This window comes from Neobacillus sp. YX16 (assembly GCF_030123505.1).
Lineage (GTDB): Bacteria > Bacillota > Bacilli > Bacillales > Cytobacillaceae > Neobacillus.
In genome coordinates this window covers 2857760-2881660 of the sequence record NZ_CP126115.1, presented here as the reverse complement: position 1 = coordinate 2881660, position 23901 = coordinate 2857760, and the positions used below count along the sequence as shown (strand labels likewise).

General features: G+C 37.6%; 23 protein-coding genes and 2 pseudogenes. 7 read left to right on the top strand and 18 right to left on the bottom strand.

Annotated features, from left to right (window positions below; all coding sequences use genetic code 11):
- Positions 1–108 precede the first annotated feature (108 nt).
- Positions 109–744 carry a nucleotidyltransferase family protein gene (locus QNH48_RS13860; protein ID WP_283955427.1) on the bottom strand — a complete coding sequence of 212 codons (636 nt, stop codon included), beginning with the start codon at positions 742–744 and terminating at the stop codon, positions 109–111.
- Positions 745–950: 206 nt separating this feature from the next.
- Between QNH48_RS13860 and QNH48_RS13855 the strand changes: the two genes are divergently transcribed.
- Entirely contained in the window at positions 951–1727 is a 777-nt protein-coding gene (locus QNH48_RS13855; protein WP_283955426.1) for an arylamine N-acetyltransferase family protein, read from the top strand.
- A 107-nt stretch (positions 1728–1834) separates the two neighbouring features.
- On the top strand, positions 1835–2857 hold the full coding sequence (locus QNH48_RS13850) for a phosphotransferase (protein ID WP_283955425.1): 1023 nt from the start codon (positions 1835–1837) through the stop codon (positions 2855–2857).
- A 78-nt stretch (positions 2858–2935) separates the two neighbouring features.
- Here QNH48_RS13850 and QNH48_RS13845 read toward each other — a convergent pair whose 3' ends face one another.
- From QNH48_RS13845 to QNH48_RS13825, 5 genes are all read right to left on the bottom strand, one after another.
- Complete coding sequence (locus QNH48_RS13845; RefSeq protein WP_283955424.1) at positions 2936–3895, bottom strand: SGNH/GDSL hydrolase family protein; 960 nt, start codon at positions 3893–3895, stop codon at positions 2936–2938.
- A gap of 364 nt (positions 3896–4259) precedes the next feature.
- Positions 4260–4406, bottom strand: a complete 147-nt coding sequence (locus tag QNH48_RS13840; RefSeq protein WP_283955423.1) for a hypothetical protein — start codon at positions 4404–4406, stop codon at positions 4260–4262.
- A gap of 268 nt (positions 4407–4674) precedes the next feature.
- Positions 4675–5307: an ABC transporter ATP-binding protein gene (locus QNH48_RS13835; RefSeq protein ID WP_283955422.1), complete on the bottom strand. Its 633-nt coding sequence runs from the start codon at positions 5305–5307 to the stop codon at positions 4675–4677.
- 475 nt (positions 5308–5782) lie between these two features.
- A complete protein-coding gene (locus QNH48_RS13830; RefSeq protein ID WP_283955421.1) occupies positions 5783–6541 on the bottom strand; it encodes an ABC transporter ATP-binding protein in 759 nt (252 codons plus the stop codon).
- Positions 6542–6545: 4 nt separating this feature from the next.
- Positions 6546–8852 carry an ABC transporter permease gene (locus tag QNH48_RS13825; protein ID WP_283955420.1) on the bottom strand — a complete coding sequence of 769 codons (2307 nt, stop codon included), beginning with the start codon at positions 8850–8852 and terminating at the stop codon, positions 6546–6548.
- A gap of 374 nt (positions 8853–9226) precedes the next feature.
- Here QNH48_RS13825 and QNH48_RS13820 point away from each other — a divergent pair, with 374 nt between their 5' ends.
- Positions 9227–10162 (top strand): FkbM family methyltransferase, encoded by a 936-nt coding sequence (locus tag QNH48_RS13820; RefSeq protein ID WP_283955419.1) that lies wholly within the window; start codon positions 9227–9229, stop codon positions 10160–10162.
- Between the two features lie 252 nt (positions 10163–10414).
- On the opposite strand, the gene QNH48_RS13815 is transcribed toward QNH48_RS13820, so the two are convergent.
- The 3 genes from QNH48_RS13815 to spxA form a co-directional block, all read right to left on the bottom strand.
- Positions 10415–10756, bottom strand: a complete 342-nt coding sequence (locus QNH48_RS13815; RefSeq protein ID WP_283955418.1) for an IDEAL domain-containing protein — start codon at positions 10754–10756, stop codon at positions 10415–10417.
- A 137-nt stretch (positions 10757–10893) separates the two neighbouring features.
- On the bottom strand, positions 10894–11307 hold the full coding sequence (locus tag QNH48_RS13810) for an RrF2 family transcriptional regulator (protein ID WP_283955417.1): 414 nt from the start codon (positions 11305–11307) through the stop codon (positions 10894–10896).
- Between the two features lie 256 nt (positions 11308–11563).
- Entirely contained in the window at positions 11564–11959 is a 396-nt protein-coding gene (gene spxA, locus QNH48_RS13805) for a transcriptional regulator SpxA (RefSeq protein ID WP_283955416.1), read from the bottom strand.
- 422 nt (positions 11960–12381) lie between these two features.
- On the opposite strand from spxA, the pseudogene QNH48_RS13795 reads away from it, so the two are divergent.
- Together QNH48_RS13795 and QNH48_RS13790 are read left to right on the top strand one after the other, a co-directional pair.
- A pseudogene (locus QNH48_RS13795) lies at positions 12382–12572 on the top strand (DMT family transporter); the annotation flags it as partial.
- Positions 12572–12884 (top strand): annotated as a pseudogene (locus QNH48_RS13790) (DMT family transporter). The pseudogenes QNH48_RS13795 and QNH48_RS13790, both read left to right, overlap by 1 nt.
- Before the next feature lie 184 nt (positions 12885–13068).
- Here the strand turns inward: QNH48_RS13790 and QNH48_RS13785 are convergent.
- Positions 13069–13152 carry a YjcZ family sporulation protein gene (locus QNH48_RS13785; RefSeq protein WP_283955768.1) on the bottom strand — a complete coding sequence of 28 codons (84 nt, stop codon included), beginning with the start codon at positions 13150–13152 and terminating at the stop codon, positions 13069–13071.
- Positions 13153–13465: 313 nt separating this feature from the next.
- On the opposite strand from QNH48_RS13785, the gene QNH48_RS13780 reads away from it, so the two are divergent.
- Complete coding sequence (locus QNH48_RS13780; protein ID WP_283955415.1) at positions 13466–13972, top strand: GNAT family N-acetyltransferase; 507 nt, start codon at positions 13466–13468, stop codon at positions 13970–13972.
- Positions 13973–14335: 363 nt separating this feature from the next.
- Here QNH48_RS13780 and QNH48_RS13775 read toward each other — a convergent pair whose 3' ends face one another.
- From QNH48_RS13775 to QNH48_RS13755, 5 genes are all read right to left on the bottom strand, one after another.
- On the bottom strand, positions 14336–14998 hold the full coding sequence (locus QNH48_RS13775) for a nitroreductase family protein (RefSeq protein ID WP_283955414.1): 663 nt from the start codon (positions 14996–14998) through the stop codon (positions 14336–14338).
- A gap of 252 nt (positions 14999–15250) precedes the next feature.
- Complete coding sequence (locus QNH48_RS13770; protein WP_283955413.1) at positions 15251–16225, bottom strand: NAD(P)H-dependent flavin oxidoreductase; 975 nt, start codon at positions 16223–16225, stop codon at positions 15251–15253.
- Positions 16226–16411: 186 nt separating this feature from the next.
- A complete protein-coding gene (nadR, locus tag QNH48_RS13765; protein WP_283955412.1) occupies positions 16412–17431 on the bottom strand; it encodes a multifunctional transcriptional regulator/nicotinamide-nucleotide adenylyltransferase/ribosylnicotinamide kinase NadR in 1020 nt (339 codons plus the stop codon).
- Entirely contained in the window at positions 17432–18127 is a 696-nt protein-coding gene (gene pnuC / locus QNH48_RS13760) for a nicotinamide riboside transporter PnuC (protein ID WP_283955411.1), read from the bottom strand.
- Between the two features lie 29 nt (positions 18128–18156).
- Complete coding sequence (locus QNH48_RS13755; RefSeq protein WP_283955410.1) at positions 18157–18921, bottom strand: NUDIX domain-containing protein; 765 nt, start codon at positions 18919–18921, stop codon at positions 18157–18159.
- A 181-nt stretch (positions 18922–19102) separates the two neighbouring features.
- Here QNH48_RS13755 and QNH48_RS13750 point away from each other — a divergent pair, with 181 nt between their 5' ends.
- Entirely contained in the window at positions 19103–19234 is a 132-nt protein-coding gene (locus QNH48_RS13750) for a YjcZ family sporulation protein (RefSeq protein ID WP_133371049.1), read from the top strand.
- A gap of 104 nt (positions 19235–19338) precedes the next feature.
- Here QNH48_RS13750 and QNH48_RS13745 read toward each other — a convergent pair whose 3' ends face one another.
- The 3 genes from QNH48_RS13745 to QNH48_RS13735 all read right to left on the bottom strand — a co-directional run bounded on the left by QNH48_RS13745 (position 19339) and on the right by QNH48_RS13735 (position 23810).
- The gene (locus tag QNH48_RS13745; RefSeq protein WP_283955409.1) at positions 19339–21336 is read right to left on the bottom strand and encodes an acetoacetate--CoA ligase; all 1998 of its coding nucleotides are present in this window, start codon (positions 21334–21336) and stop codon (positions 19339–19341) included.
- Between the two features lie 99 nt (positions 21337–21435).
- A complete protein-coding gene (locus QNH48_RS13740; RefSeq protein ID WP_283955408.1) occupies positions 21436–22302 on the bottom strand; it encodes an enoyl-CoA hydratase/isomerase family protein in 867 nt (288 codons plus the stop codon).
- Positions 22303–22631: 329 nt separating this feature from the next.
- Positions 22632–23810: an acetyl-CoA C-acetyltransferase gene (locus QNH48_RS13735; RefSeq protein WP_283955407.1), complete on the bottom strand. Its 1179-nt coding sequence runs from the start codon at positions 23808–23810 to the stop codon at positions 22632–22634.
- Positions 23811–23901 lie beyond the last annotated feature (91 nt).

Here is a 23901-nt window from a genome sequence, read left to right as displayed (position 1 = left end):
CTTCGACTCATTTTTAATAGAAACCTCTTCCTACGATTTTATAAATGAGAATGATGTTTTATGATTAATTTCATTAAAAAGACCGGACCGCGGACCGTGGGGACGGTTCTATTGGTCTGCTTTTTGTCTTGATTGGCCAAGAGAACCGTCCCTCTGGATTTCCCTTTGGATTTCATCAATGGCTTTTTGATAATCCTCCGGCGTATCAACATCCACCAGTACTCCCGGATCATCTACATTTAAGTATTCCTTTTGGTATCCATTGAGGACTACACGCAAATTACTATCTGTTTTGGTTTCAAGTATTTTCTGTTTTACTGGTTTGGATAGTTTGATGGGATGACCACCTTTAAATTGGAAACTCGGAATGACTACATTCCCTTTGTGCGCTGCCAGTAGCTGCAGCGTCTCTTTTTTTACAAGCGGACAATCTCCTGGTGTTATAAAGAAATCTGCGGCATTTACTTCTGTGCACCCCTTTTGAATGGAAGTAAACATTCCTTGGTTAAAGTTTTCATTGTAAACAAACTTTATCTGAAATGAATAGGTTTTTTCATTGTTGATTTTATTAATTTCCTCTTGAATGATTTCCGCTTGATACCCTGCTACGACGATGACTCTGACGCATATTCCTTCAAATTTAGAAATTGTTTGCTCTAGTATAGACATTTTCCCCAGTGGCAAAGTCATTTTAAATGCATTTGCACGGCTCGAATATCCGGCAGATAAGACGATCGCTTCCATATTTATCACCCCCAACATATCGTTTAACTTAATCTCTATTAGTCTAATAAATGTTTATTCCAACACTTTCATGTTATCAATTAACAATAAAATCATATTTTTCCTTCAAAATAATTCTTGTAAACAACGGCAGTTCTTACTTATTTGGGTTACCCAGAATTTTTTGATATCATTTAGCAATGGAAGTCATTAAGGAGTTTCGATGAATGAATGACTTAAACTTACTATTTCGTAAAAGAATAGGTATCTCGCAAAATGAAGTAATTACATATCAAAATTTAGATATGGTTCTTGAAAAGACTACAAAGTCTATTCCGTTTGAAAATTTATGTATTATTGAAAATAGAACAAAGGAAATAACAAAAGAGAATATAACGAGTAAGATACTAGAACACAATGAAGGAGGACTTTGTTACGAACTAAATTCTATTCTTTACCTTTTTTTATCTGAAAATGGCTTTAGTCCAAGCTTAGTCCGGGGAGTAATTTATAATCAAATGAATCAACAATGGAGTGAGACTGGGAATACCCATGTGGTTAATCTTATTACCCATAATGGGCAGGTCTATCTAGTTGATACTGGTTTTGGAGGGTTCTTACCATTAAAGCCTGTTCCGTTAAGCGGAGAAACTGTTGCTTCTAGTAATGGAAAATTTAAAGTGGATCATGTAGAAAGTGAACATGGGGATTATATGATGTACATGAAATTAAATCGTAAAGAAGAAGACTGGAAGATTGGATACGCTTTTAATTCTAAAGTAGAGATTCAAAATATAACTGAATTAAATGAAGTTCAAAGAATTATCATCGAACATCCTGAATCTGCATTCAATAAGAAGCCCTTGATCACTAAATTAACAGACAAAGGGAACATTACATTAACTGACACATCGTTTACCGAATGGGTTGATAGTTCATTGAACAAGGAAATCATCAATGAAAAAAGATTCAATGAAATAAGGAATGAATATTTTAATCTCTGAGGAACATGGGGAACATGGGGACGGTTCTTTTGGTCCGTTTTTGTCTAACTTGGAGCCAAGAGAACCGTCCCTATGGAAACATACAAAAAAAATAAGGATTACTAATTATGATAGGACAAAAGAACTTATATTTAGATGAAATTCTTGCTCAATACTTTCCCGCAGGCAGCTGGGTAACATGGGATGGGCAAAGTGGTGCTAACAATACGACACGATTTGTTACTTTTGATAATGAGCAATATGTACTCCGCGTCTATGAAACCCATCAGGACGAAGATAAGGTAAAGTATGAGCATGCTATCCTAGTTGCCTTAGCGGAAAGGAATCTAACTTTTTCTATACCGCAGCCTGTCCGATCACGTGATGGAAAAACGATTATAAGAACAAGGCATGGCAAGATTGCCAGTTTATTTCGGTACTTGGATGGAGTAAACCCAACTCTTGCTGAATTGGAAGAAATTCATTCTTTCGGGAGAACTGCTGGTCAATTGTCAGCTTCGCTAGCACTTGTCGAAATCAATCAGCGTCCTGCCTACAGACCGTATTATGAGATTGAAAACACTCATCCACGTTGTTCTTTACAGGATGTTTTGAGCTTTTGCAAAAACCCTCTGAGAGAATTTTCGGAACGGACTACTGATTTGCTAGTTATTTTTGAACAGCTCACTTCATTTATGGAGCAGGTTTCTACATTAAGGCAATTGCCACATCAACTTGTTCATGGCGATTTAAACGCGTCCAACATTCTGGTCAATGAAGATGGGATTGTATCAGCTGTTCTTGATTTTGAATTTGTTACGACCGATTTACGGGTGATGGAACTGGCAGTTTGCTTATCAGACTTCATCGAACCTAGCGAAGAAGAAACCAAGACTTGGGCAAAAATTAATGCATTTATTTCCGGTTATGGTCAATCTCGAAAAATGACAGATGCTGAAATCGATGCCATTCCTATCCTCATCCAACTTAGAAGTCTCGATGTATTCATTCATTTTCTAGGTCGTTATTTGGATCAGGTTAGCTCCATTGATATCGTAAAAGAATATATTCAAAAATCCGCGATACGCTGCAAATGGATTATGGATAATAAAAACAAATTGATTACTTTATGTTATGCTAATTTGCAATAAAGACAAAAAACACACAGGGACGGTTCTCTTGGTCAAGGTAGTGACCAAGAGAACCGTCCCTGTGGCATTCGTTCAGGATTATGATGTTACTTCGACTTTGTCAATCTCGGATTCTTCATAAGATTCTTTCAAAAATTCTAAAACTCGCTTGGCCATAAGTTTATAGCCACTTGAATTTGGATGGAATTCATCTTCTGCCAATAAGTCTACGTTTGAATTACTGAACAAGTCCTTTGTTGGGATATACTTTACATTATCGTATTCTTCTGCAAGAGATTTTCCATCATCATTCCAATTTTCTATAATCATTCCAAGTTCTTTGATTTCACCAAAATGTCGTTCAAACGGATTATAAAATCCAATTAGATAAATTTGGGTATCTGGATTCAGATCATTAATTTTATTTAAAATAGCTCTTAAACGCTCGATATATTTCAACCTTTCCTCTTGGAAGGGTTCCATCGTAACATTCATAAAATTGGATTTTAGTACATTCATAATGTCATTCGCACCAATTGTGATTAGTACCATATCTGCCTCTTTAATGGCAGAGGCAATCTCTTCTTTTTCCAGCCGTTTAAGTAATTGATCTGACCGGTTTCCTTTTTTACCAAAGTTTTCAACACTGATATTTAGGTTATGGTGCTCAAACGTGTGATTAAGGATGCCGACATAACCGCCATTCTCTGTTTCATCTCCAACTCCCTCGGTCAGCGAGTCACCAATCGCCACAATCTTTTGATCCTTTTTGAAAAAATCTAATGCAATTTCCACTACTTCCCTGACCTTAGCCTTTATATCTTCCGTTATGGGTTTATCATTCTCTTCTACTAGATCTGTTTGTCCCACTTCTTCAGCTGGAGCATTTTCAGCTGCAGTATCTCCTGTATTTTCTGTTTGTTCTTGATTAACAGAAGCTATCGCCTTAACACTTTCCACTTTTGTTTGATTTCGATCTGGAAGAAGTAGATATAGGAAAAAACTCACAAATAAAAAACTACCCATAATAATTAACATCGTTGTTTTTTTTCTCTGCAAAATCCCATCACACCTACTATTGTAAAATCACAATTTAAGAAAATAAAATCTTAGTAATATATAGTTTATTCATTTTATCATGCATGGCAACATTCCGAAAGAAAACAAATTTTAGAATTAAATATAAAAATACTCCAGTTACGATGTGGTAACCGGAGTTTTTACCTTATCTTTAAAAATTGGCTAAAGTAATGAAAGCCAATCTATCCAAGCTAACAACAGAAAAAACTATTTATTTTCTTGTATTTTTCAAAAGCTACAAAATTTGCGAAAAGAACCTTAATTTAAATTAAAACTGTTTTTTAGTTATGTTAATCTATTGCTTTATGGATTATTGCTGCATATTCCTACTTTCCAGAACCAATTAATCTATCGCTGCTAGTAGTTTTAAACTAACACTTTCACCTGGTTTATATCGTTTCTGAATGGCAGGTGCTGTAACTGAAATTGTATTTTCATTAACTAACACACTATATTGAATTTCATTTCCTTGAAATTGAGAAAAAAGCACTTTACCTGTGATTTCATTTAGTTCGGGATCCCCTAATATCCATTGTTCTGGCCTGACAGGAAAAACCTGCTTATTTTTAAGTTCTTCAGGAATTCCGATATCCTTCCAAGTGACTGATGGAAATTTGCCTGGAATAAATGTATCGTCTGACTCCTATTTTCCCGTAATGACATTACTTTTTCCCACAAAAGTTGATACAAATAAGATTTCGGTCTTGTATAAAGATTTTCCGGTGCATCCACTTGTTCAATTTCACCATTATTTATGACTATGATTCTATCCGCCATGGCAAGTCCTCTTCTTGATCATGAGTGACGAAAACAATGGTAGTGCCAAGTTGACGATGTATACGTTGAATCTCTTTTCGCATCTCTATCCTTAGTTCTGCGTCTAATGCGCTAAGAGGTTCATCCATTAATAATAAGCTAGTTTTTGGAGCGATTGCCCTTGCAAGTGAAACCCGCTGCCTTTGACCTCCAGAAAGTTCGGACGGAAAGCGGTGCCTTAATTTTTCCAGTCCTACCAATTCTAAAATTTCTGTTACTGCGGTGGCTTGTTCCGATTTATCATGTATTTTACCAAAATGATAGTGTTTAAGTGGAAAATAGATATGCTCTTCTACATTCATATGTGGCCAGAGAGCATGAGATTGAAATACCATACTAATATTCCTTTTTTCGGGAGGAATTAGTGTATTTTCTGAAGCAATTAATTGACCGTCCAACTTTATTTGACCCTTAGTTGGTTTTATAAACCCAGCTAATAGATTTAATAAGGTTGTTTTTCCACAACCTGAAGGGCCAAGTACGGCTACAAATTCTTTTTCATGTAATTCTAGGTTAATATTTTTTAATGCATTGAATTCTCCATACTGTTTACTGATTCCTTGAAGTTGTATCATCTAATTTGGGATTTGCTCCATTTCTATATTCAATTTTAGAAATTTTGCCTGCACCTCTGATTTCTTTTAAATTTGGACCATCCACGATGATGCAGGTGTTGATAAAGTTGGTATTACCATGCTAGCTGCAATACCTACTGATAAAAAGGTTTTAAAAGGCTACCATTTTCCTTTAGCCATTGTACATTCTCCTTTTTTAAGCAGTTATTTTAAAAAATCAATTCCTATGCAGGCTTTGCTTAAGGCTTTATCCCATTTAAATATGATTGTTAACGTTTTCCTTCCCCTCCCTTTTGTATAAGAAATAAATGATGAATTCTTTTTATTCCGAAAGAATCTACTTTCGATATACTAAAATAGAAAATTCAAATTTTTAAATTTACCAACCATTTACATATATTTAACTTATTGCACGGACCTTTAAGATAGTTTAAAAAGAAAAAGCAGCATATTTGGCAGCTGCTCTTCATAAAAATCATATTCCTATTTCCCGCATTTTCACTGTTACAACTTCAACTCTGCCATCAATATCCGTCCCATCAAACTTTGGAAGCTTTAGCTCACTCACAATTTTTCCGTCACGCATAAACATAATACGCTCCGTCCGCGCCGCAATCTTTGCGTCGTGAGTTACAAGCATAACCGCAGTACCGTTCTCGTTGATTTCAGAAAATATATCCATAATCTCCTGCGCTGATTTTGAGTTGAGCGCTCCTGTTGGCTCGTCGCCGAAGATGATCTTCGGGTTGTTCATAAGCGCGCGGCAAATTCCCGCACGCTGAAGCTGACCTCCTGAAACCTGGATAATGTCACGCTTTTCAAGCTCCGCAATGCCTACCCTTTTCATAAGTGCTCTTGCTTTCTGAGTGATTTTTGCGACGTTCTTTCTGTTGCCACGCATTGACGGAAGAATGATGTTGTCGAGGATATTCAGATTTTTCAGCATAGTCGGCTGCTGAAAAACAAATCCCATTTTTGTTCTACGTATTTCTGAAAGTTCATTCTCCCCGACCGCCGATAAATCCCTGCTCTCAAAAACGACCTTCCCACTGTCAATTCCGTCCATTCCGCTCAACGAAAACATCAGCGTCGATTTTCCCGAGCCAGAAGGTCCCATAACCGCAACGAACTCTCCTTCGTTTATTTCAACGTACACTCCATCGAGAACATTACGCTTTTCATCGCCCTCACCGAAAGCTTTTACTATTTGATCACCGATAATAATCTTCATCATATGCCTACTCCTTTATATTTTCGGAAATTTTTATTTTTCCCGCGCTCGATGTGGCGATCATCGTTGCGATAAGTACCGTGAAAATCATCATCAGCGGACTAAACAGATATGCCTTAAGCGGATTGACCGTAAAATTAAACGTTGACGCACCGAACGAAGAGATAAGTGCGCCCGCAAGGACCTCTCCGAGAGTATTCGCTAGAAGCGTACCGAGAATGATTCCGACAATTAGAATGAAAACCGAGCGAGAAACATACTGCGCCTTAATATCCGAATTTGTAAAACCGAGCGCCTTCATTACGGCAATGGAATGCCTGTCCTTTGCAACAAGCATTTTCAAGAACAACAGTGTAATCAGTACCGTAATAACCAACGCAACCGCAACAGCGGCGTAGGAAGCCATTTCGACGGAACTTATGGTCGAGCCGAGGGTCTGAGAAACAAATTCATCAATGTCTGAAGTCTTTGCAAAATCAAATTTGTCCGAATATCCTGAAACCTTGCTGTCGACAAGTGATTTATCCGAAAGTTCAACACAGACGATGGTCCACATGACTTTCGCCGAATCGTCGGTGAATACTGCCTTTGCGGTTTTGCCTCCGTTCGTAACGTCGGAGTATATTCCGGTTACCGTGAGGTCTTTCGCCTTTCCTTCAATCCCCAGCGTAATGACATCGCCGACCTTTTTGCTCATCTCATAAGCGTATATAGCCGAAAATGAGATTTCGTCATCACGAGCAGGTGCTCTGCCCTCAGAATACTCTATAGGGAATGCCAAATGGTCACCGAGTTCAACTTTTATATTTTCCTCTGACCCGTTTCTCGTTTTTACTTTGAAAGTCTTTGTTGTCAAAACAGTATACTTTGAAACGTCACTGTCTCTATCTATCGTCTTCACAATTTCATTGGTTTTGTCTGAAATATTTGTCTGAATGCGCAGATCGTAGTTTCCAATCCCCATATATTGAATGAAGCTTTTTGAGGAAATCGTGTTGTAGAGGTTCTGGGGAACAATCATGATAAATGCCGAAATCGCCAAGACCACAAGCATTGTGGCGTATAATTTTTTTCTAGCGAGAACATCCTTAATTCCAAGAAAAATATTCGTGCTAAACAGTCTGTTACTAATTAAGGAAAGACGCTTAGTGCCAGCTATCTTTTCCTGAGAAGCTCCAAAGCGTATAGCTTCCGCAGCGGATATTTTCCGAAAGCGTTTCAAAACAAAGTTCACATAAGCAACAATTGCAAGAGATACAATCAGTATGCCAATGATTCCTAAGCTTATGGCAAAAGAAGAATTTTCACTTTCGCCCATATAAAGACGAATATTTTCAAGTAGTATGCCTTGGAACATAAGCGAAAAAATATACCCAAGAATACTACCTGCCACAGTAATAGCTGCATATTTAGCAAGATAAATCTTCTTTATGTAAGAAAGACGAAGCCCTATTGCTTTCATGACACCAATTTCACGGTATTCGTCTTCGATTTTCGCAAGGAGCGTAAAACGTATACACATAAAAGTGATGGCAACGACAAGTACGCATACAAGAAGGATAACCGCAATCATCATCCCGTCTGAAATGGCGTTCATCATTTTGAAAAGAGTATATGTAACCGTTGGTCCGTTCGCTTCAAGTCCTGCGGAAGCATAAACTGTTTCAAATTCACCTATCCCCGAGAAATCCTTTAATCTAAACTCAATCAGATACTCGATACTTCCAAGGTCTTTAATTTCCGCGAAATCATTGTTGCTTACCAGAAATCGCTTTGACGCGGAGAGCGAGGAATTCATGGTTGAATCACGGTGAAATCCTGCAACGGTAAATTCCTTCCCGCTTATTACAGCCTTGTCACCGACCTTTGTCGTGTTGTCCCTCAAATAGGTTACTGGAACATAAAGCTCGCCGTCGGATACGTTGATGATGTTGCCGTTAAGATCAAGAAGATAATCAAATTTTTCGTTCTGTATGCTAAAGCCGTTATCTTGAACACTATCGCTGAGCGAATGATCGCCTAATATAATCTGCGCGCCGTCCATGCCTAGAAACTCAACTACCTGATATTCTTCAACGTTGTTATTTTGCTCTGCAAAGAATTTAAGTCGCTCTGCATCAATATCACCGGAATGCATTTGCATAAAATGCGGAGTTTTCGCCTGTGTCATAAGCGTATCTAGCGCACCAGAAAGATTGACAACGAGAATCGCCGCAAGCGAAACAAGCATAGAGGCAGCAGCTACAAATATCATTGTTGTCAGCGTTATCGCTTTGCTCTTTAAAACGTCATTACGGATTATTCTGAAAAACATAACTCACCTCTGTTTTAAAGCTTTTTTATCCTTATTTAAAATTACAAAATTACTGGAGTCACACATACAGGCACTTCCGCGACCATGGATTTGAGCACACGAGCATTACCATCAACTAATGCCCCTAAAATTTAGATTTTTTCATCAATGTCACCTGCTTTCATTTAGTAAGCTCATTAATGTAACTATACAATTGAACTGAATTTCGCTTAACAGTCCTTCGCTTTATTTTCATCTAAGTCTTCAGGTTGAGTAAATATAAGGTTTGTATTTTATTTGTAAATTTATTGTTAATCTTTCTGAACTGTGAAGGAGTTTTTAATGTAAACAGAAAATTCTATGAATGTAGTTATTTACATTTACAGGGGGAAAAAATGAAAACGATAGCATCAGCTGGAAAGACTTTCTTTTTAAAAATGTGGGAAAATTATCCGAGGACGTGGAAGTTTTTAATTGATTTAGGGATTTTTCTAAAATACAAGACTTTGAATAATAGTAAAATTCCAAATGAAATTGTGCTGCCTTCCTTCAATACGATCTTTGTTGATTCAGAAGAAAATCGAGGCAGAGCATTGTTAATCAGCAATGGGATGACAAGTAAGCGTTTGACCAATTTTTGGATTAACGCAGTGAATGAATATTCACCAGATTTGGTTATCGATGTAGGTGTAAACTATGGAGAATGTATTTTCTCGACAAACTATCCTACCCACTCACAAATTTATGGAATCGAAGCAAATCGAGATTTGTTAAAGTATATTCATCAATCAAGAGAGGTTCATCGAAATAAAGTGCAAATTAAGATCTTTAATGTCTTTGCGGCAGATAAAGAAGAAGAAAAAACGTTCTATGTAGATAAACATTGGTCTGGTACATCTTCTGCAGCCTATCGTCCTACCCATGATAGGATTGAACAAACAACCGTTAGATCTGTAACGATTGATTCGATAGTCGAAGAGGATGTTACGAACAAAAATATGTTGTTTAAAGTGGATGTTGAGGGGTATGAAGCATTTGTCTTAAGAGGAATGACAGAACTAATTCAGAAAAGTGCTTCTGCTTTAGGTTTTATCGAGTTTAATAGTGAGTATATGGAAAAATCAGGTGTAAATTTAAATGACTTTTTGCTGTTTTTACAACAACATTTTTCAGTATACATCTATACCAAAAATGAGCTAGTTAATGGAAGTCAATTAACTCTCTCCGATTTACATAAACTATTCGGGTCAAATTATATTCATACAGATATGATTTTAGTGAAGAATGTAATGAATCAAATAGATTTATTACAGCTTTCTTCAGCTTCATAGGGTTTAGAACGGGCATTGGGGTTTACGGATGGGTTAATTCGGCTATTTGTTCCCATCATAATAACAAAGTGCCTGGCACCAACCAATAATTGGACGGTTCCTGGCACTGTTTGTCAGTTAATTCTTTTCAAGTTTTATTTAAATCAAAAATAAAGAAGTGGCGGGTCACCTGCCACTTCTAGTTCATAGATAATACTCTTTTATTTCAAACGGCACTTAGACTTGCTATCGTTCCTCAAATAGATTATCTTCTTATGCCTTAACTTCCTTTGCAAGCTGAGTCATTGAGTGCAATTTGGATGATAGTTCGTTAAACCATTCTTCATCCCCGGTTGATAACGCCAAGTCAATTAGGAAGAGGATTTGTTCCTTATTGGATACATTTGCAGCAGGTAGACGTTTAAGCTGGTTGGTTAATAATGCTATTGTTCTGCCAATTATGTCTTTGTTGTCACTTTTCACAATCGTGACCTTTGCTACTCCATCTAAATTGCTCAGCGATTCAATATAACCTATTATTAATTCCCCACTCAACAAACTTCCCTTTACCCAATCACCTATTTCTAACATGGGACAATGATTATTAGTCAACATTATTTTTCACCTGCTTGGAAAAGTATAGTATTACTCAAAAGTTGCTCTTTTCACGAACGACTTTTTTAAAACTGTAATTTATTTTATTACATTTAAATTAAAAAGAAACGATTCACAAAAGTCCATCAAAATCTTCTTTATTGATTTTGATTGACAAGATCAACAATTTCTTTAATGGTATAGTCCTTTAAATATCCACCCACATGATCTTCAGCACCTAAAAAAATGGTAAACAACACTCTTTGCATATTTGCTCCCACTATGCACTGTTCATTTGATTCAGGACATTTAGGCTGTAATGCACCTTCAGAGGTAATCTTATATATGTCCCAGAGGTTAACCTCACTAGGATCTAAAGCAAATATAAATCCTCCGCCTGTTCCTTCTTTTGATTTAATAAAACCATGTTTTTTTAATAAACTTAATACTTTCCGAATGCGAACTGGGTGGACACCAGCACTTTCTGAGATATATTCACTGGTTGACATCCGGTCTGGCTGTAGTGCAAGAAGAGTTAAACTGTGAATGGCAAGTGTAAAATCACTGTTCATGACCTGCCTCCTATACATTCATCATTTTTCTATTACCGCTAATATTAACTATTATATCATTTATTATACTGTAATGATAAACGTTACAGATTGGACGCACCGTAACTTCAATTTACCTGTTACTTACTTTTTGAAGTTAGTTTACTAGACAACTGACTAAGAGGCAATTTTTTAGATTATTAACACCTTTAGCTTGTTGCATAGTCCTTGGATAATAAACGATCATTTTTTGTTTAGTAACCCCATTTTTTTCATATTAATTGGCCTCTTTTTGCGATTCGATGTTTACAAATGTACGAAGCCTACGTGGTAAAAACCTAGTTATTTCGTCCTCGTTATATCCAACCTGTAATCGTTTTTCATCTTGGATTATTGGACGGCGCAACATTTTGGGGTTGTTCATTATTAATTTATATAATTCATTAAGTGGAAGAGATTCAATATCTACATTCAATTCCTGAGAAACTTTTGAGGTAGTCGAAATAATCTCGTCCGTCCCTTCTTCTGTCAGGCGAAGAATCGATTTAATCTCATCAATCGTAAGGGGATCAGCTATTATGTTTTTTTCAATATAATCAATCTGATGTTCCTCAAACCACGCCTTTGCTTTTCGACAAGAACCACAGCTTGGTGTTGTAAATAGAGTTACCATGCCTTTACACACTCCCTTTTTATCATTTATCTCATTATCCTATGCTCAACACCATTTAAATGTAACAAAAAAAGTTACAGTTAAGGCAATAAAAACATGTTATTTTCAAATTGAACTTTTTATCTAGAAAGAACTAAACCAAACATCTATACTGTAATATTAATTTTTACAGTTAAATAAGTCAAATGTAATTTTATGGGTACAATAAATTAATTTTATCAGTGCACGTTGTTTTCAAACGAATATAGGGTCTAGCCAGCTTTCTAATAGGCTAGACCACTTTTTCATTACCCTTATTTTATTATTTCCCATTTCTTATGATTGGCTAATTCTAAAAGACGAGGTTCTGGGTTAACTGCAACTGGATTTCCTACTAATTCAAGAACATTTAAATCGGTGTAACTGTCCCCATAGGCAAAGCTATACTTTCTGTAGGAACTGTTTACGCAGTTTTTGTTGGGTTAGGTACAGCTGGAACTGTCTTTTCTGAAATTTTATTCTTCGGTGAAACATTTAAAGTGAAAAGTTACTCTTAATTTTACTTTTATTGGTAAGTGTCATTGGTTTGAAATTAGTTACTAAGGACAAAGTTCAGGAAGGTGATGAATCCTAATGGCATGGATTTCTTTGATCTTAGCAGGTTTTTGTGAGATGTTTGGTGTTGCCATGATAAATAAACTGCATAAAGACCGTAATTGGCAATCATTTGTTTTATTAACTCTCGGATTTGGAGCAAGTTTTTTATTTCTTGCTCATTCCATGAAATCACTTCCTATGGGTACCGCCTATGCAATTTGGACAGAAGTCGGTGCCTCTGGTGGAGCCATTTTAGGCATAGTTCTATATGGCGAATCAAAGGTGGAAAAGACTTGTTTATATAGGAATGGTTTTAGGTGCTGCAATAGGTCTAAAACTCGTTTCATAAAAGAGCTTTTTGAAATTTGAAATGCTGATTTATCAACCAATATAAAAGAGTGAATTCTTATGTGAATTCACTCTAAAAACATCCTGTGATTTATCTTTTGGACCACGAACGGAACTGTTGGGTTAGCAACTGATCCCTTTTATTTTTCTCTGTAAATGAACCATGTTTCAAACCAGTACTGAGATCACATGAAGATGCATCCAATAATTATCAAAAGGATGAACAGTATGATAATTATTTCAAAGCCAAATTTATAATCAGCACTCATTCCATTTCCTCCTCTGTAAGTGAAGAATAATGCATCCTATGCAATACGCCCATTTATTGGTTACAATTCATTACAAAATTCACTTCATTTTTCATGTATCCTCATCTAAAACAAGAGCGTACCCATTAATTAGGATAGACTCTCGTTTTTGTATGGTTTTTTGTAGAAGCTGTACACTTTATTGTAAAAGCTGTATGCTTTATTGTGCAAAATAAAAATTTCTCATTAATATAGGTAGAATTGAAAAATACTTTTTATTTACCATTCTGAACAGAACTTAAAAGGAATATCACAAGAATGAGGTGTAAATTAATTGAAAGTACTTGAAACAGATCGTTTAATTCTTCGGTGGTTAAGAACAGATGATGCAGCATTTATTCTTGAACTCTTAAATGAACCTTCTTGGATACGTTATATCGGCGATAAAGGTGTCCGAACGCTAGAAGATGCTAAGAACTACATTTTATCTGGCCCCATGAATATGTATTCCCAATTGGGGTTTGGGCTATATCTGGTAGAGCAAAAGCAAGGAAAAAAACCAATTGGAATTTGTGGTTTGTTAAAAAGAGACACTCTAGAAAATCCTGATATTGGCTTTGCTTTTCTATCAAGATATCAAGCACAAGGTTTTGGATTTGAATCAGCCTCTGCTGCGCTTAAGTATGGACATGAGCAACTGCTTCTTAAGCGAATCTTAGCTATAACATCTTTGGACAATCAGGGTTCCTCCAAGCTGCTCGAAAAAATCGGGATGAAATTTGAAGGAACGATTTGTTTTCCTAATGATTCGGAAGAGCTTAAATTATTTGCCTCCGAATAATAACCAACTATGGTTTTATCTATTATTAATCAATGATATATGAAATGAAGGAAAGGAAGGTTATCATTGTAAACATAAAAAATGGTTTGAAACATATTAAAATAACGTTTCAAACTCTTTATTACTATACACATGTTTCAATCCTATCGTAAATCTTCAATATATCCTTCATCAAATCGTGGTTTTTGTATTAATCTTCATTTTTTTTCCAGAAGTAACTAGTCTAGTAAGTCCTTCCCCGATCCGAAACTTTGGATTTTATAACCTCAAACACAAATAACCCCGTTCTAAGAAAGAACGGGGTTAAAATAAAGTTTTTATTTTTTATATTCAATTCTTCTTTTCTTTTGCATTATGTCATGCTTATTCCGATGGCAATTCGTTAAAGAACGCTACATCCTCAATAGGAAGACGTGTAGTAGGATGTCCTGGTTTCATTGCTTTTCCGATAGCAATGAGCATGACCGGCACAAACCGCTCGGAAATTCCGAAAGCTTCAACGAACTTCGCTTTATCGTATCCTCCCATTGGAACAGTGTCGTACCCTTTGGATCGTGCGACAAGCATGAGTTGCATCGAGATTAGGCCACCATCCGTATATACAATTTGGCGAGCGACTTCAGGCTGCAAGTTTGAGTACATGCCGACTGTTCGTTCGATGAATGATTTAGCCGTATCAGCCGGCATATAGCCTGCTTCAACAGCCTGTCCATAAATTTTTTCAGCTTTCTTGTAGCTTTCCACATCGCCAAGCACCGCAATAACAGCAGATGCTTCGACTACTTGTTGTTGGTTAAACGCGATTGGCAAAAGCTTTTTCTTCAACTCTGGTTTATCAATGACTAGAAAACGCCATGGCTGCAGGTTCGAAGACGAAGGAGCCAAAGTTGCCTGCTCCAGTATTTCAGTCATTTCTTCACGTGAGATCTGCACTGTTGGATCGTATGCACGAACAGAACGACGTTCACGAATAACATCTATAAACATTTTCTGTTCTAGCTTTTCTATAGTTTGAGAGTTTGACATAATAATTCCTCCTAGTAATGACATGATAGTTTAGTTCAACTCTACTATGAACATTTTAAGAAATTCTAAAGGGTTATTAACCCCATCATAAAAAAAAATAAAAAATGATACTACTACCACTAATGTTTGTATCTTACTACGTTACATTACTGAGATTGAATCCAAATGTCAAAAGTAATGCACTAGTCAAATATCCAAGTACAACAAAAAGTGCCAGGCACCAACCAAATTTGGTGGTACCTGGCACTTTTTTCAAGCTAAGACTTGGCTCGTTTTCATTATTCTCTCTCTTGCAGCTATATACTCTTGATGAAGCTTATCGACGTACTCCGCTGTACTCGTGACCTCATTTATTGCTCCAATTCCCTGACCGCTTCCCCAAATATCTTTCCATGCCTTTGCCTGCCCACTACCGCCAAAATTCATTTTCGATGGATCGCTTTCTGGAAGTGCATGAGGATCCAAACCTGCAGACCGGATGGATGGCGCAAGATAATTGCCATGTACACCAGTGAAAAGACTGCTATTTACAATATCATCTGAGGTACATTCCACAATCGCTTGCTTATATTCATTCGCTGCCCTTGCTTCGTGGGTTGCAATGAATGGAGAGCCAATATAGGCAAAATCTGCTCCAATCGCTTGCGCTGCAAGAATGGCATTTCCGTTTGCAATCGAACCCGACAAAGCTAACGGTCCACTAAACCATTGGCGAATTTCCTGAATCAATGCGAAAGGACTTTTATCACCCGCATGACCTCCAGCACCTGCAGCAACTGCAATCAAACCATCTGCTCCTTTATCAATAGCCTTGTGTGCGAACTTATTATTGATTATATCGTGGAACACTATACCTCCATAACTGTGTGCAGCGACATTGATTTCTTCACGGGCACCAAGTGAGGTGATGATAATTGGAACTTTATATTTCACGCATAAATCCATATCATGTTCAAGCCGGTCATTGGTCTTGTGGACAATTTGATTAATCGCAAATGGCGCAGCTGGACGCTCTGGATTTTGTGCATTATATGTTGCTAGCTCTTCTGTGATTTCCGCCAGCCATTCGTCAAGCTGTGAGGCTGGCCTTGCATTTAATGCTGGCATCGAACCAACGATTCCAGCCTTACATTGCTCAATAACGAGCTTTGGATTACTAATTATAAAAAGTGGTGCACCAATAACAGGAATCCTCAAATTATTAAAGATAGACGGAAAGTTTGACATAGAATCTATTCCTCCATTCAAATTAAGATTATTTAGAAGATAGTTAACTAGTAGAATTATTTCTATTATACAGAAAAACTGTAATAATATGGTTATATTATTACAAAAAAGTCATTGTTGTTTGTTCTCAATAAAATAAGGGACTTCCAAGGAGTCCCTTTTACAATAATCAATACTTATTCCCTATTAAGTTAGTAACTCGTTTATCAGTTTGATGGCGCCATTAAGCCGATCCGAATAATCACCGTTCAAGATTTTATAATCGACATTATATTTTTTTAATAATGTCTTTAGCTGATGATTATTTTTCACCCTTACCTTATCCTCTCCATGAACCCGGAGCCCGTCATTCACCCACTTTACATCGGGTTCAAGGTATAGCCAAAGATCGTAATCTTGGAGTTTAGCGATTTCATCTAGGACGGTCTGATGCTCATGATTGTAGAGGTTTGAGTAAAATTGGGTCACGATAGCTTCTGTATCAATAAATACTAGCTTATTTGCTTTTTCAATCGCCCTTATTTCCTCCAGCTTATGACCATACGCAATTTTCTGGTAATCTTCTACTGAGATAATACCATCGCAACCGCCTAATTCTTCACATACAACCCGACCGTATTCTTCTACATAGGTGGTATTGTAGATTTTGGCGAGGTTTTTCGTTAGAGTTGATTTCCCACAGCTTTCTGTTCCAACCACCACGACCATTTTTACAAAGTAGGGTTTCACGATGTCAGGAATAAACTCCCAATGACGAAAGACACCTTCTTTTCGAATAGCCGTTGCGGAGATGTTCACATGTGTGCGGATAGGATCGATTAGAAAATGCTTTGCAGTTGGATACAGTTCCTCAAAGATGTCGCTATATTCAGTCTCAGAACTAAAAACATAATCTATCGGTTTTCCAATTGCCTTTTTGATTAATTGAGCTCCTTCATTCCAGTCGTAATCATCATTTCCTTGATAGTCTTCAATCGATACTACTTTTACATTTGGCATATCCTTTGTTAGCCTGGACAGCCAGCGTAAACGTATTTGAGCTGGAATGTACTCCATTTTAGTATTTCGACACAATTCTTTATCACGCTTTTCACTATGAGACAAAATTAGGTAAAGTTCATCCACGATGGATGAAGCCTGAACAATGGCATACACATGGCCAAGATGCAGCGGTAGAAACTTGCCTCCAAAGAATCCAACACTCATTTAGACCACCTCCTGATTTTGTTTTACATAAAGTTTTCGCCAGTTGATGTAGCCATAAAGGCTGTTTACGAGAAAGGCCGACCACATAACCAACATTGAAAAATCATTCCCGCCTTGAGAGAGTAAAGCACTTAGCCACAGGAAAATCGATAAAACATTTACTGAAACCCATAGGATCCATTGCTCCGCAAATCGTTTTAACATCAGGATTTGTGCCGCTATCGACAATACATTTGTTGCAGAATCCGTCCAGACATTATTGCCGCCTAGGTACTTCAAGAAGAACCCATAGCCGATTGTAAGGATTAAAATGGATACCACTGTATAGATCCAGCCTGTTTTTGTGAGTCTATTAACTTTGACATCTTCTCCTTTAACGCCATGTTCTGTTTTATTCTGTTTCCATAAATAGATCCCGATAAATTGTACCGGAAAGTAAAACAGCGCATTGAGCATGACTTCCCCATAAAGGCCATACCCATAGGCAATATACGCATAGGTTAACGTTTGAACAATCCCAAAATAATAATTGGAGATTTTCCCCTTTGCCACTAACACCACGCAGAGCATGCCGGTTATAGATGAAATCAGGCCGATAAGTGAGTCTGACCAAGCAAAATATAGATAAATGTTAACCAGTGTAAAGGTGAACAACCACCCTATTTCAAAACGTGTCCAATTCCTAAATATCCCCATTCGTTCTCTCCCCTTCACCCTTTTGTTTTTTACCCTTGTAGTTTGTTTCTGTACACAGAAACAATTGGTTGAAAATCATTAAAACGGTAGAGCTGTGCGGGTGTTTTGGAATAGCTATTTGATTTCTTAGGTTTTCCATTTTCTGTTACTGCTTCTATAAAAGGCAGTGTTGGTGCTTTTCTGAAAAAGGCTGCATCTGTCGATATCGATGGATCATCCAAAACGGTCAATAAAACTCCTTGAAGCTCTGAAAGGACAAACTGTTCTGGAAGAAAATGCTTCGCAAGTGTTGTTAGCGCCATATCCTTTTTAATGAACCATATTGCATCCTCAATAATGGTTCGATGGTCAAATGCATGGTTAAGGACTAGAGCCTCTTCCATAGTAAACAGTTGTATATCTTGTGCGTCATAAGTTGTTTTACGATTCTTTAGGGCAGTTTCATTCGCTATCACATAATGAGCATTTGAAATAATCCATCCTCTTTTGTCTCGACTGGGGGAATCATAGACGCCAAAATGCTTAATCCGCAGTCCTTCTACTCCTGTTTCTTCCACAAGTTTGCGTTCGGCCGTTTGAAAAGCTGTCTCGCTAGGACGAACAAATCCTCCCGGTAACGCCCACTTGCCTGCTTCTATATTTGGATTCCCTTCATGATCCTGTTCACTACGTTTGATTAGCATAATTTTCAATTTTTTTATCGGAGGTTTATACTCGCCATTACTCTCAGATGTGATGGTAAAGACAGCAATATCGCTAGTATAACCATCTGGTGTTGTAAAGTTTATTTTCATTTTAGCCACTCCTTTAATTAACGATTTGTTAATTGTTAATTAAAATATATTCTAGAATTTGTTTTTAGTCAAGAAATTTCTGGAAAAACCTCAAGCTACTCTTCTGTACAAAACTTTTGTATCAAAATATAGGCGAGTGTCATAGTATGTATCCTTCCCAGAAAAAAGGAGGTTCTCGCAAATGAGTTCAGAATATGGAGTAGGTTTAAGTTTTCCTTTAATCGTTATATTGTTTATCCTGCTGGTCATTATTGGTGCAGCATTTTGGTATGGTGATGACGAGTGTTGCTACGGTGGGACTTATAGCGGCTGAAGACCGTAGGACAGCTGACTAAGATAAGATAGAACACACATGAAAAACAGCCTAGGGGTCGCATCCTCTAGGCTTTCATATTCGATTACAAAGAATTTTACATATTATAATAAGACATCCCCTGATTCTATCAATTTCTGAAACTCAATAAAATATTGTAACGATTGTGGATTTAGCAATGAATCTGAGTTAACAGCATGATTGACAGGAATCCCCATTAATATTTTCTTAATGGGCACCTCAATTTTTTTACCGTTCAATGTTTTAGGGAGTTCATTAACACTAATAATTTCATTTGGTACATGTCTAGGAGAACAGTTTTGTCGAATGGTTTTGTTAATATGCGATTTCAATTCCTCTGAAAATGGAGTACCCTCTTTTACAACGATAAATAATGGCATGTAGGATTGCTCACTATTAATTGGTATGTCGACAATCAAACTATCGTGCACTTCTGGTATACTTTCTAAAGCACTGTATATTTCACTCGTCCCCATCCGAATTCCGCCCCGATTAATGGTTGCATCTGAACGACCAAACATAACTCCAGATCCTCTTGAGGTTATCTTAATAAAATCTCCATGCCTCCAAATATCAGGGAAAACATCAAAATAACTATTTTTGTAACGTTCCCCATTTTCATCATTCCAAAAATAAATTGGCATGGATGGCATCGGTTTTGTAACCACAAGTTCCCCAATCTCATCCACTACTTCTTCTCCTGCATCATTAAAGGACTTAACAGCTACTCCTAAAGATCGAGCTTGTAGTTCACCAGAGTATACGGGCATTAACAGGCTTCCCCCTAGAAAACCAGAACAAATATCTGTTCCTCCGGTAGTAGAATAAAGCCAAATATCCTTCTTCACTTCTTGATAAACCCATTCAAACCCGCTTTCAGGCAATGGTGAACCTGTTGAGCCTATGCTTCTTAAATGTGAGAGATTAAATTCTCTTGGTTTCACATTTGATTTCATATTGGCCACTATAAAGCTTGCACTTGTGCCCATCATGGTCATTTTGGTAGATTCCGCAAACCTCCACAGTGTTTCATCATTCGGATAGCTCGGATTCCCATCATATAATAGGACTGTCGCACCAGTTAGCATACTACTAACAACTATGTTCCACATCATCCAGCCTGTTGTCGTGTACCAAAAAAATCGATCTTCACTTGTTAATTCCATCTGGAGTCCGTGAAACTTTATGTGTTCAAGCAGAATTCCACCTTGACTTTGAACAATGCCTTTTGGTTTTCCTGTAGTTCCAGATGAATATAAGATCCAAAGCGGATGGTTAAATGGAACAGCTTCAAAGGTTAATGGGACATTACTATTTTCGCTTATAACCTGATCCCAAAGTACGGAATTCTTCAAACCTGATAATTCAGGTTGATCTTGGAGGTTAGGAATAATAATTGTTTCTTCCAGCGTAGGTAATTCCGTTTGAATTCTTCCAACTAATTCAAGTCGGTCGTATTTCTTTCCTCCGTATTGGTAGCCATCTGATGCAAACATTACTTTTGGTTCGATTTGTTTAAACCTATCAATAACACTCTGGATGCCAAACTCCGGTGCACAGCTTGACCACACTGCACCAATACTGGCACATGCCAGAAATGCTGTTACTGTTTCATGAATATTAGGGGCATATGACACAACCCGGTCACCTGGCTTAACCCCTTTAGACTTTAAATAGCCTGCAATAGCAGCTGTATTCTTTTTAAGTTCAGCCCATGAAAGCTCCTGTTGTGGTCGAATTTCCGATTGATAAATGATAGCAGCTTTTTCTGGAGTTTCATTCCTAAATATATGTTCTGCATAGTTTACTGTTGCACCAGAAAACCAATCGACATTTGGCATTTTGCCTTCAGATAATACTTCATGATAATCACTTTTGGCAATAATTTTATAATAATCCCAAATGGAAGACCAAAACCCCTCAAGGTCTGTAACGGACCATTCCCATAATTGATTGTACTGGTCAAACTTTAGCCCACGCGTTTCATCCAGCCATGTCATAAACTTCTTTATGTTTGATTTTTCTTGAATTTCACGTGAGGGTTCCCAGAGTAAATTTCCACTAACATTTGCGGTCTTCAATCTTATCCCCCCTATCATAATCAATCCAAGCTTGTGTCTAGAATCGTGCATCTAACCTTGGATTTTCAAATCCTCCGTTTATCGATACTTGAAAATTAATTATTTTGAAGAAATGGTTTCTTTTAAAAAATCAGCTTCACGTTTTTCTAGAAAAGCGGAAATCCCTTCTTTTCCCTCCATGCTGTTTACCCTTTCAGCAAGGACTAACGACTCCTTACTCATTTGGGACTCAAGTGTTTCTTGCAGCGAATGATAAAAGAGCTTTTTCGTTTCTCCATATGCATTCATTGGTCCATTTGCAAGGTTCTCTGCTAACTCTAGGACAACTTCTAATAATTGCTCATCGGCAACAACATGGTTGATAATCCCCCACTCACTTGCCTCTTTTGCATCCAATAGACGATTTGTATACATTAACTCAAGTGCCCGTTTCATCCCGACAAGACGCGGTAAGAAATAACTTCCTGAACCATCAGGGGTTAATCCAATCTTGTTATACGCCATGACAAATTTGGAATGGTCAGAAGCATAAGCCAAATCACAGGCACATACGAGACTCATCCCGGCACCCGCTGCGACTCCATTCACCGCACCAATAAAAGGTTTATTCATTCTAGTAAAATAGGAAATCGCTTGATGCAGATAGGCGGTAACACTTTTTAGATGAGAACTGATTTGTTCCCCTTTCTCAGCAAAGCTTCTTAAATCTCCACCGACTGAAAACTTATTTCCAGCACCTGTAATAACCACCGCTCTAATTTCTTCACTCTCTGAACAAAATATTGCAACGTCCATAAGTTCCTTTGCCATTTCTAAATGAATGGCATTTCCAGCTTCCGGACGGTTTAATTTAACAATTCCCACATGATTTTGGATCGTTAACCGAACAAATTTATTTTCCACTTTTAAACCTTCTTTCTTTATTTTATTTGCAGTGTTAAATAAGGCTGTTGATTTGCGCTCCACAAAGGAAAGCTCCTTTGAATAATCACCGCAGTGACAGGCGGTCTCAGCCTGTCACGAGGCGCTTCGCTTTCCGCAGGCGGTTCGGGAAGCCTGTCTAGCTGCAGCGACTAGCCCCTCGAGTCGCTTCCGCTTTTCCTACTCCTCGGCGCTAAGAGATGAGCGGGGTCTCCCCTGTCCCCTCCTCCTGCAGGACATTGATTTACTTCCTTGTATCCGCCCACGCACGAAGAAAATGCCATAGCATTTTCGAGGAGTCTTGCGCCTTCCGCACAAATCAACAGAGTGCCAAAATCAATAATACGCTTTAACAGAGTCTTTTAATAAAAGCTTTATACTCTTTCTAAAATCATGGCAATGCCTTGACCTCCGCCAATACATAGGGAGGCTAATCCATACTTAACATTTCGTTTTTTCATTTCAAGTGCTAAGGAATATGTAATTCTTGTACCGCTAGCACCCAGAGGATGCCCCAAAGCAATCGCTCCGCCATTGACATTCACTTTTTTCCTATCTACCCCTAACTCTTTGATGACGGCTAAAGATTGAGCAGCAAATGCCTCATTAAATTCAAACAAGTCAATATCACCTAAGGATAATCCAGCATTCTTTAGTGCTTTTATACTTGCTGGAACAGGTCCAATCCCCATGATTTTCGGATCAACCCCTGCTACTCCCCAAGAAACAATTTTAGCTAATGGTTTTAAATCATGTTCAAGGACATAATCTTCTGAAGCTAATAAAACGGCTGCTGCACCATCGTTTATACCACTTGCATTTCCTGGTGTGACCGTTCCGTCCTTCTTAAAAGCTGGCTTTAGCTTGGATAAGCCCTCAACAGTCACAGCGTCTCTAATATATTCATCGACCTCAATGAATAATTCTTTTCCTTTTCTATCTTTCCTCACAATAGGGACGATTTCTTCTGCGAAACGTCCGTTATCTCTTGCTTTGATTGCCTTTTCCTGCGAATAAACCGAAAATTCATCCTGTTCTTTTCGAGATATCTCATATTTTACCGCGAGATTCTCTGCCGTCATTCCCATTCCGCAGCCACCATATTGATCAATGAGTGATTCCCACAGCATATCCACTACCACAGGTGCTTTATTTGGTGAACCAAAGCGGTTACCCTTTAAAATTTGAGGAGCTAAACTCATATTTTCAGTTCCACCAGCAGCAATGACTTTTGCCTCTCCTAATGCAATGGACTGTGCACCCGATATGATGGACTGGAGTCCTGAACCGCATAATCGATTTAAGGTTAGTGCAGCTGATGACTCTAGCATTCCGCTTTTTAAACCAATATGTCTTGCCAAGTATGCTGAAGCCTCTCCCGTTTGGATAACATTGCCGAACACAATTTCATCAATATCTGAAGCTGGAATTCCACTTCTTTTAATGGCTTCCTTTGTTGCTGCCACACCTAAATCAATGTCGCTGACATCTTTTAATGAACCGCCAAACGAACCAAAAGCAGTTCTTGCCCCATCTACTATATAAGTTGCCATTTATTCTCCCCCTACCATTTACAGTTTGATATATGATTCACTTTGAAAATATTAATCATATTTTCTAGGTATTGATTCCTAACTTGTTACC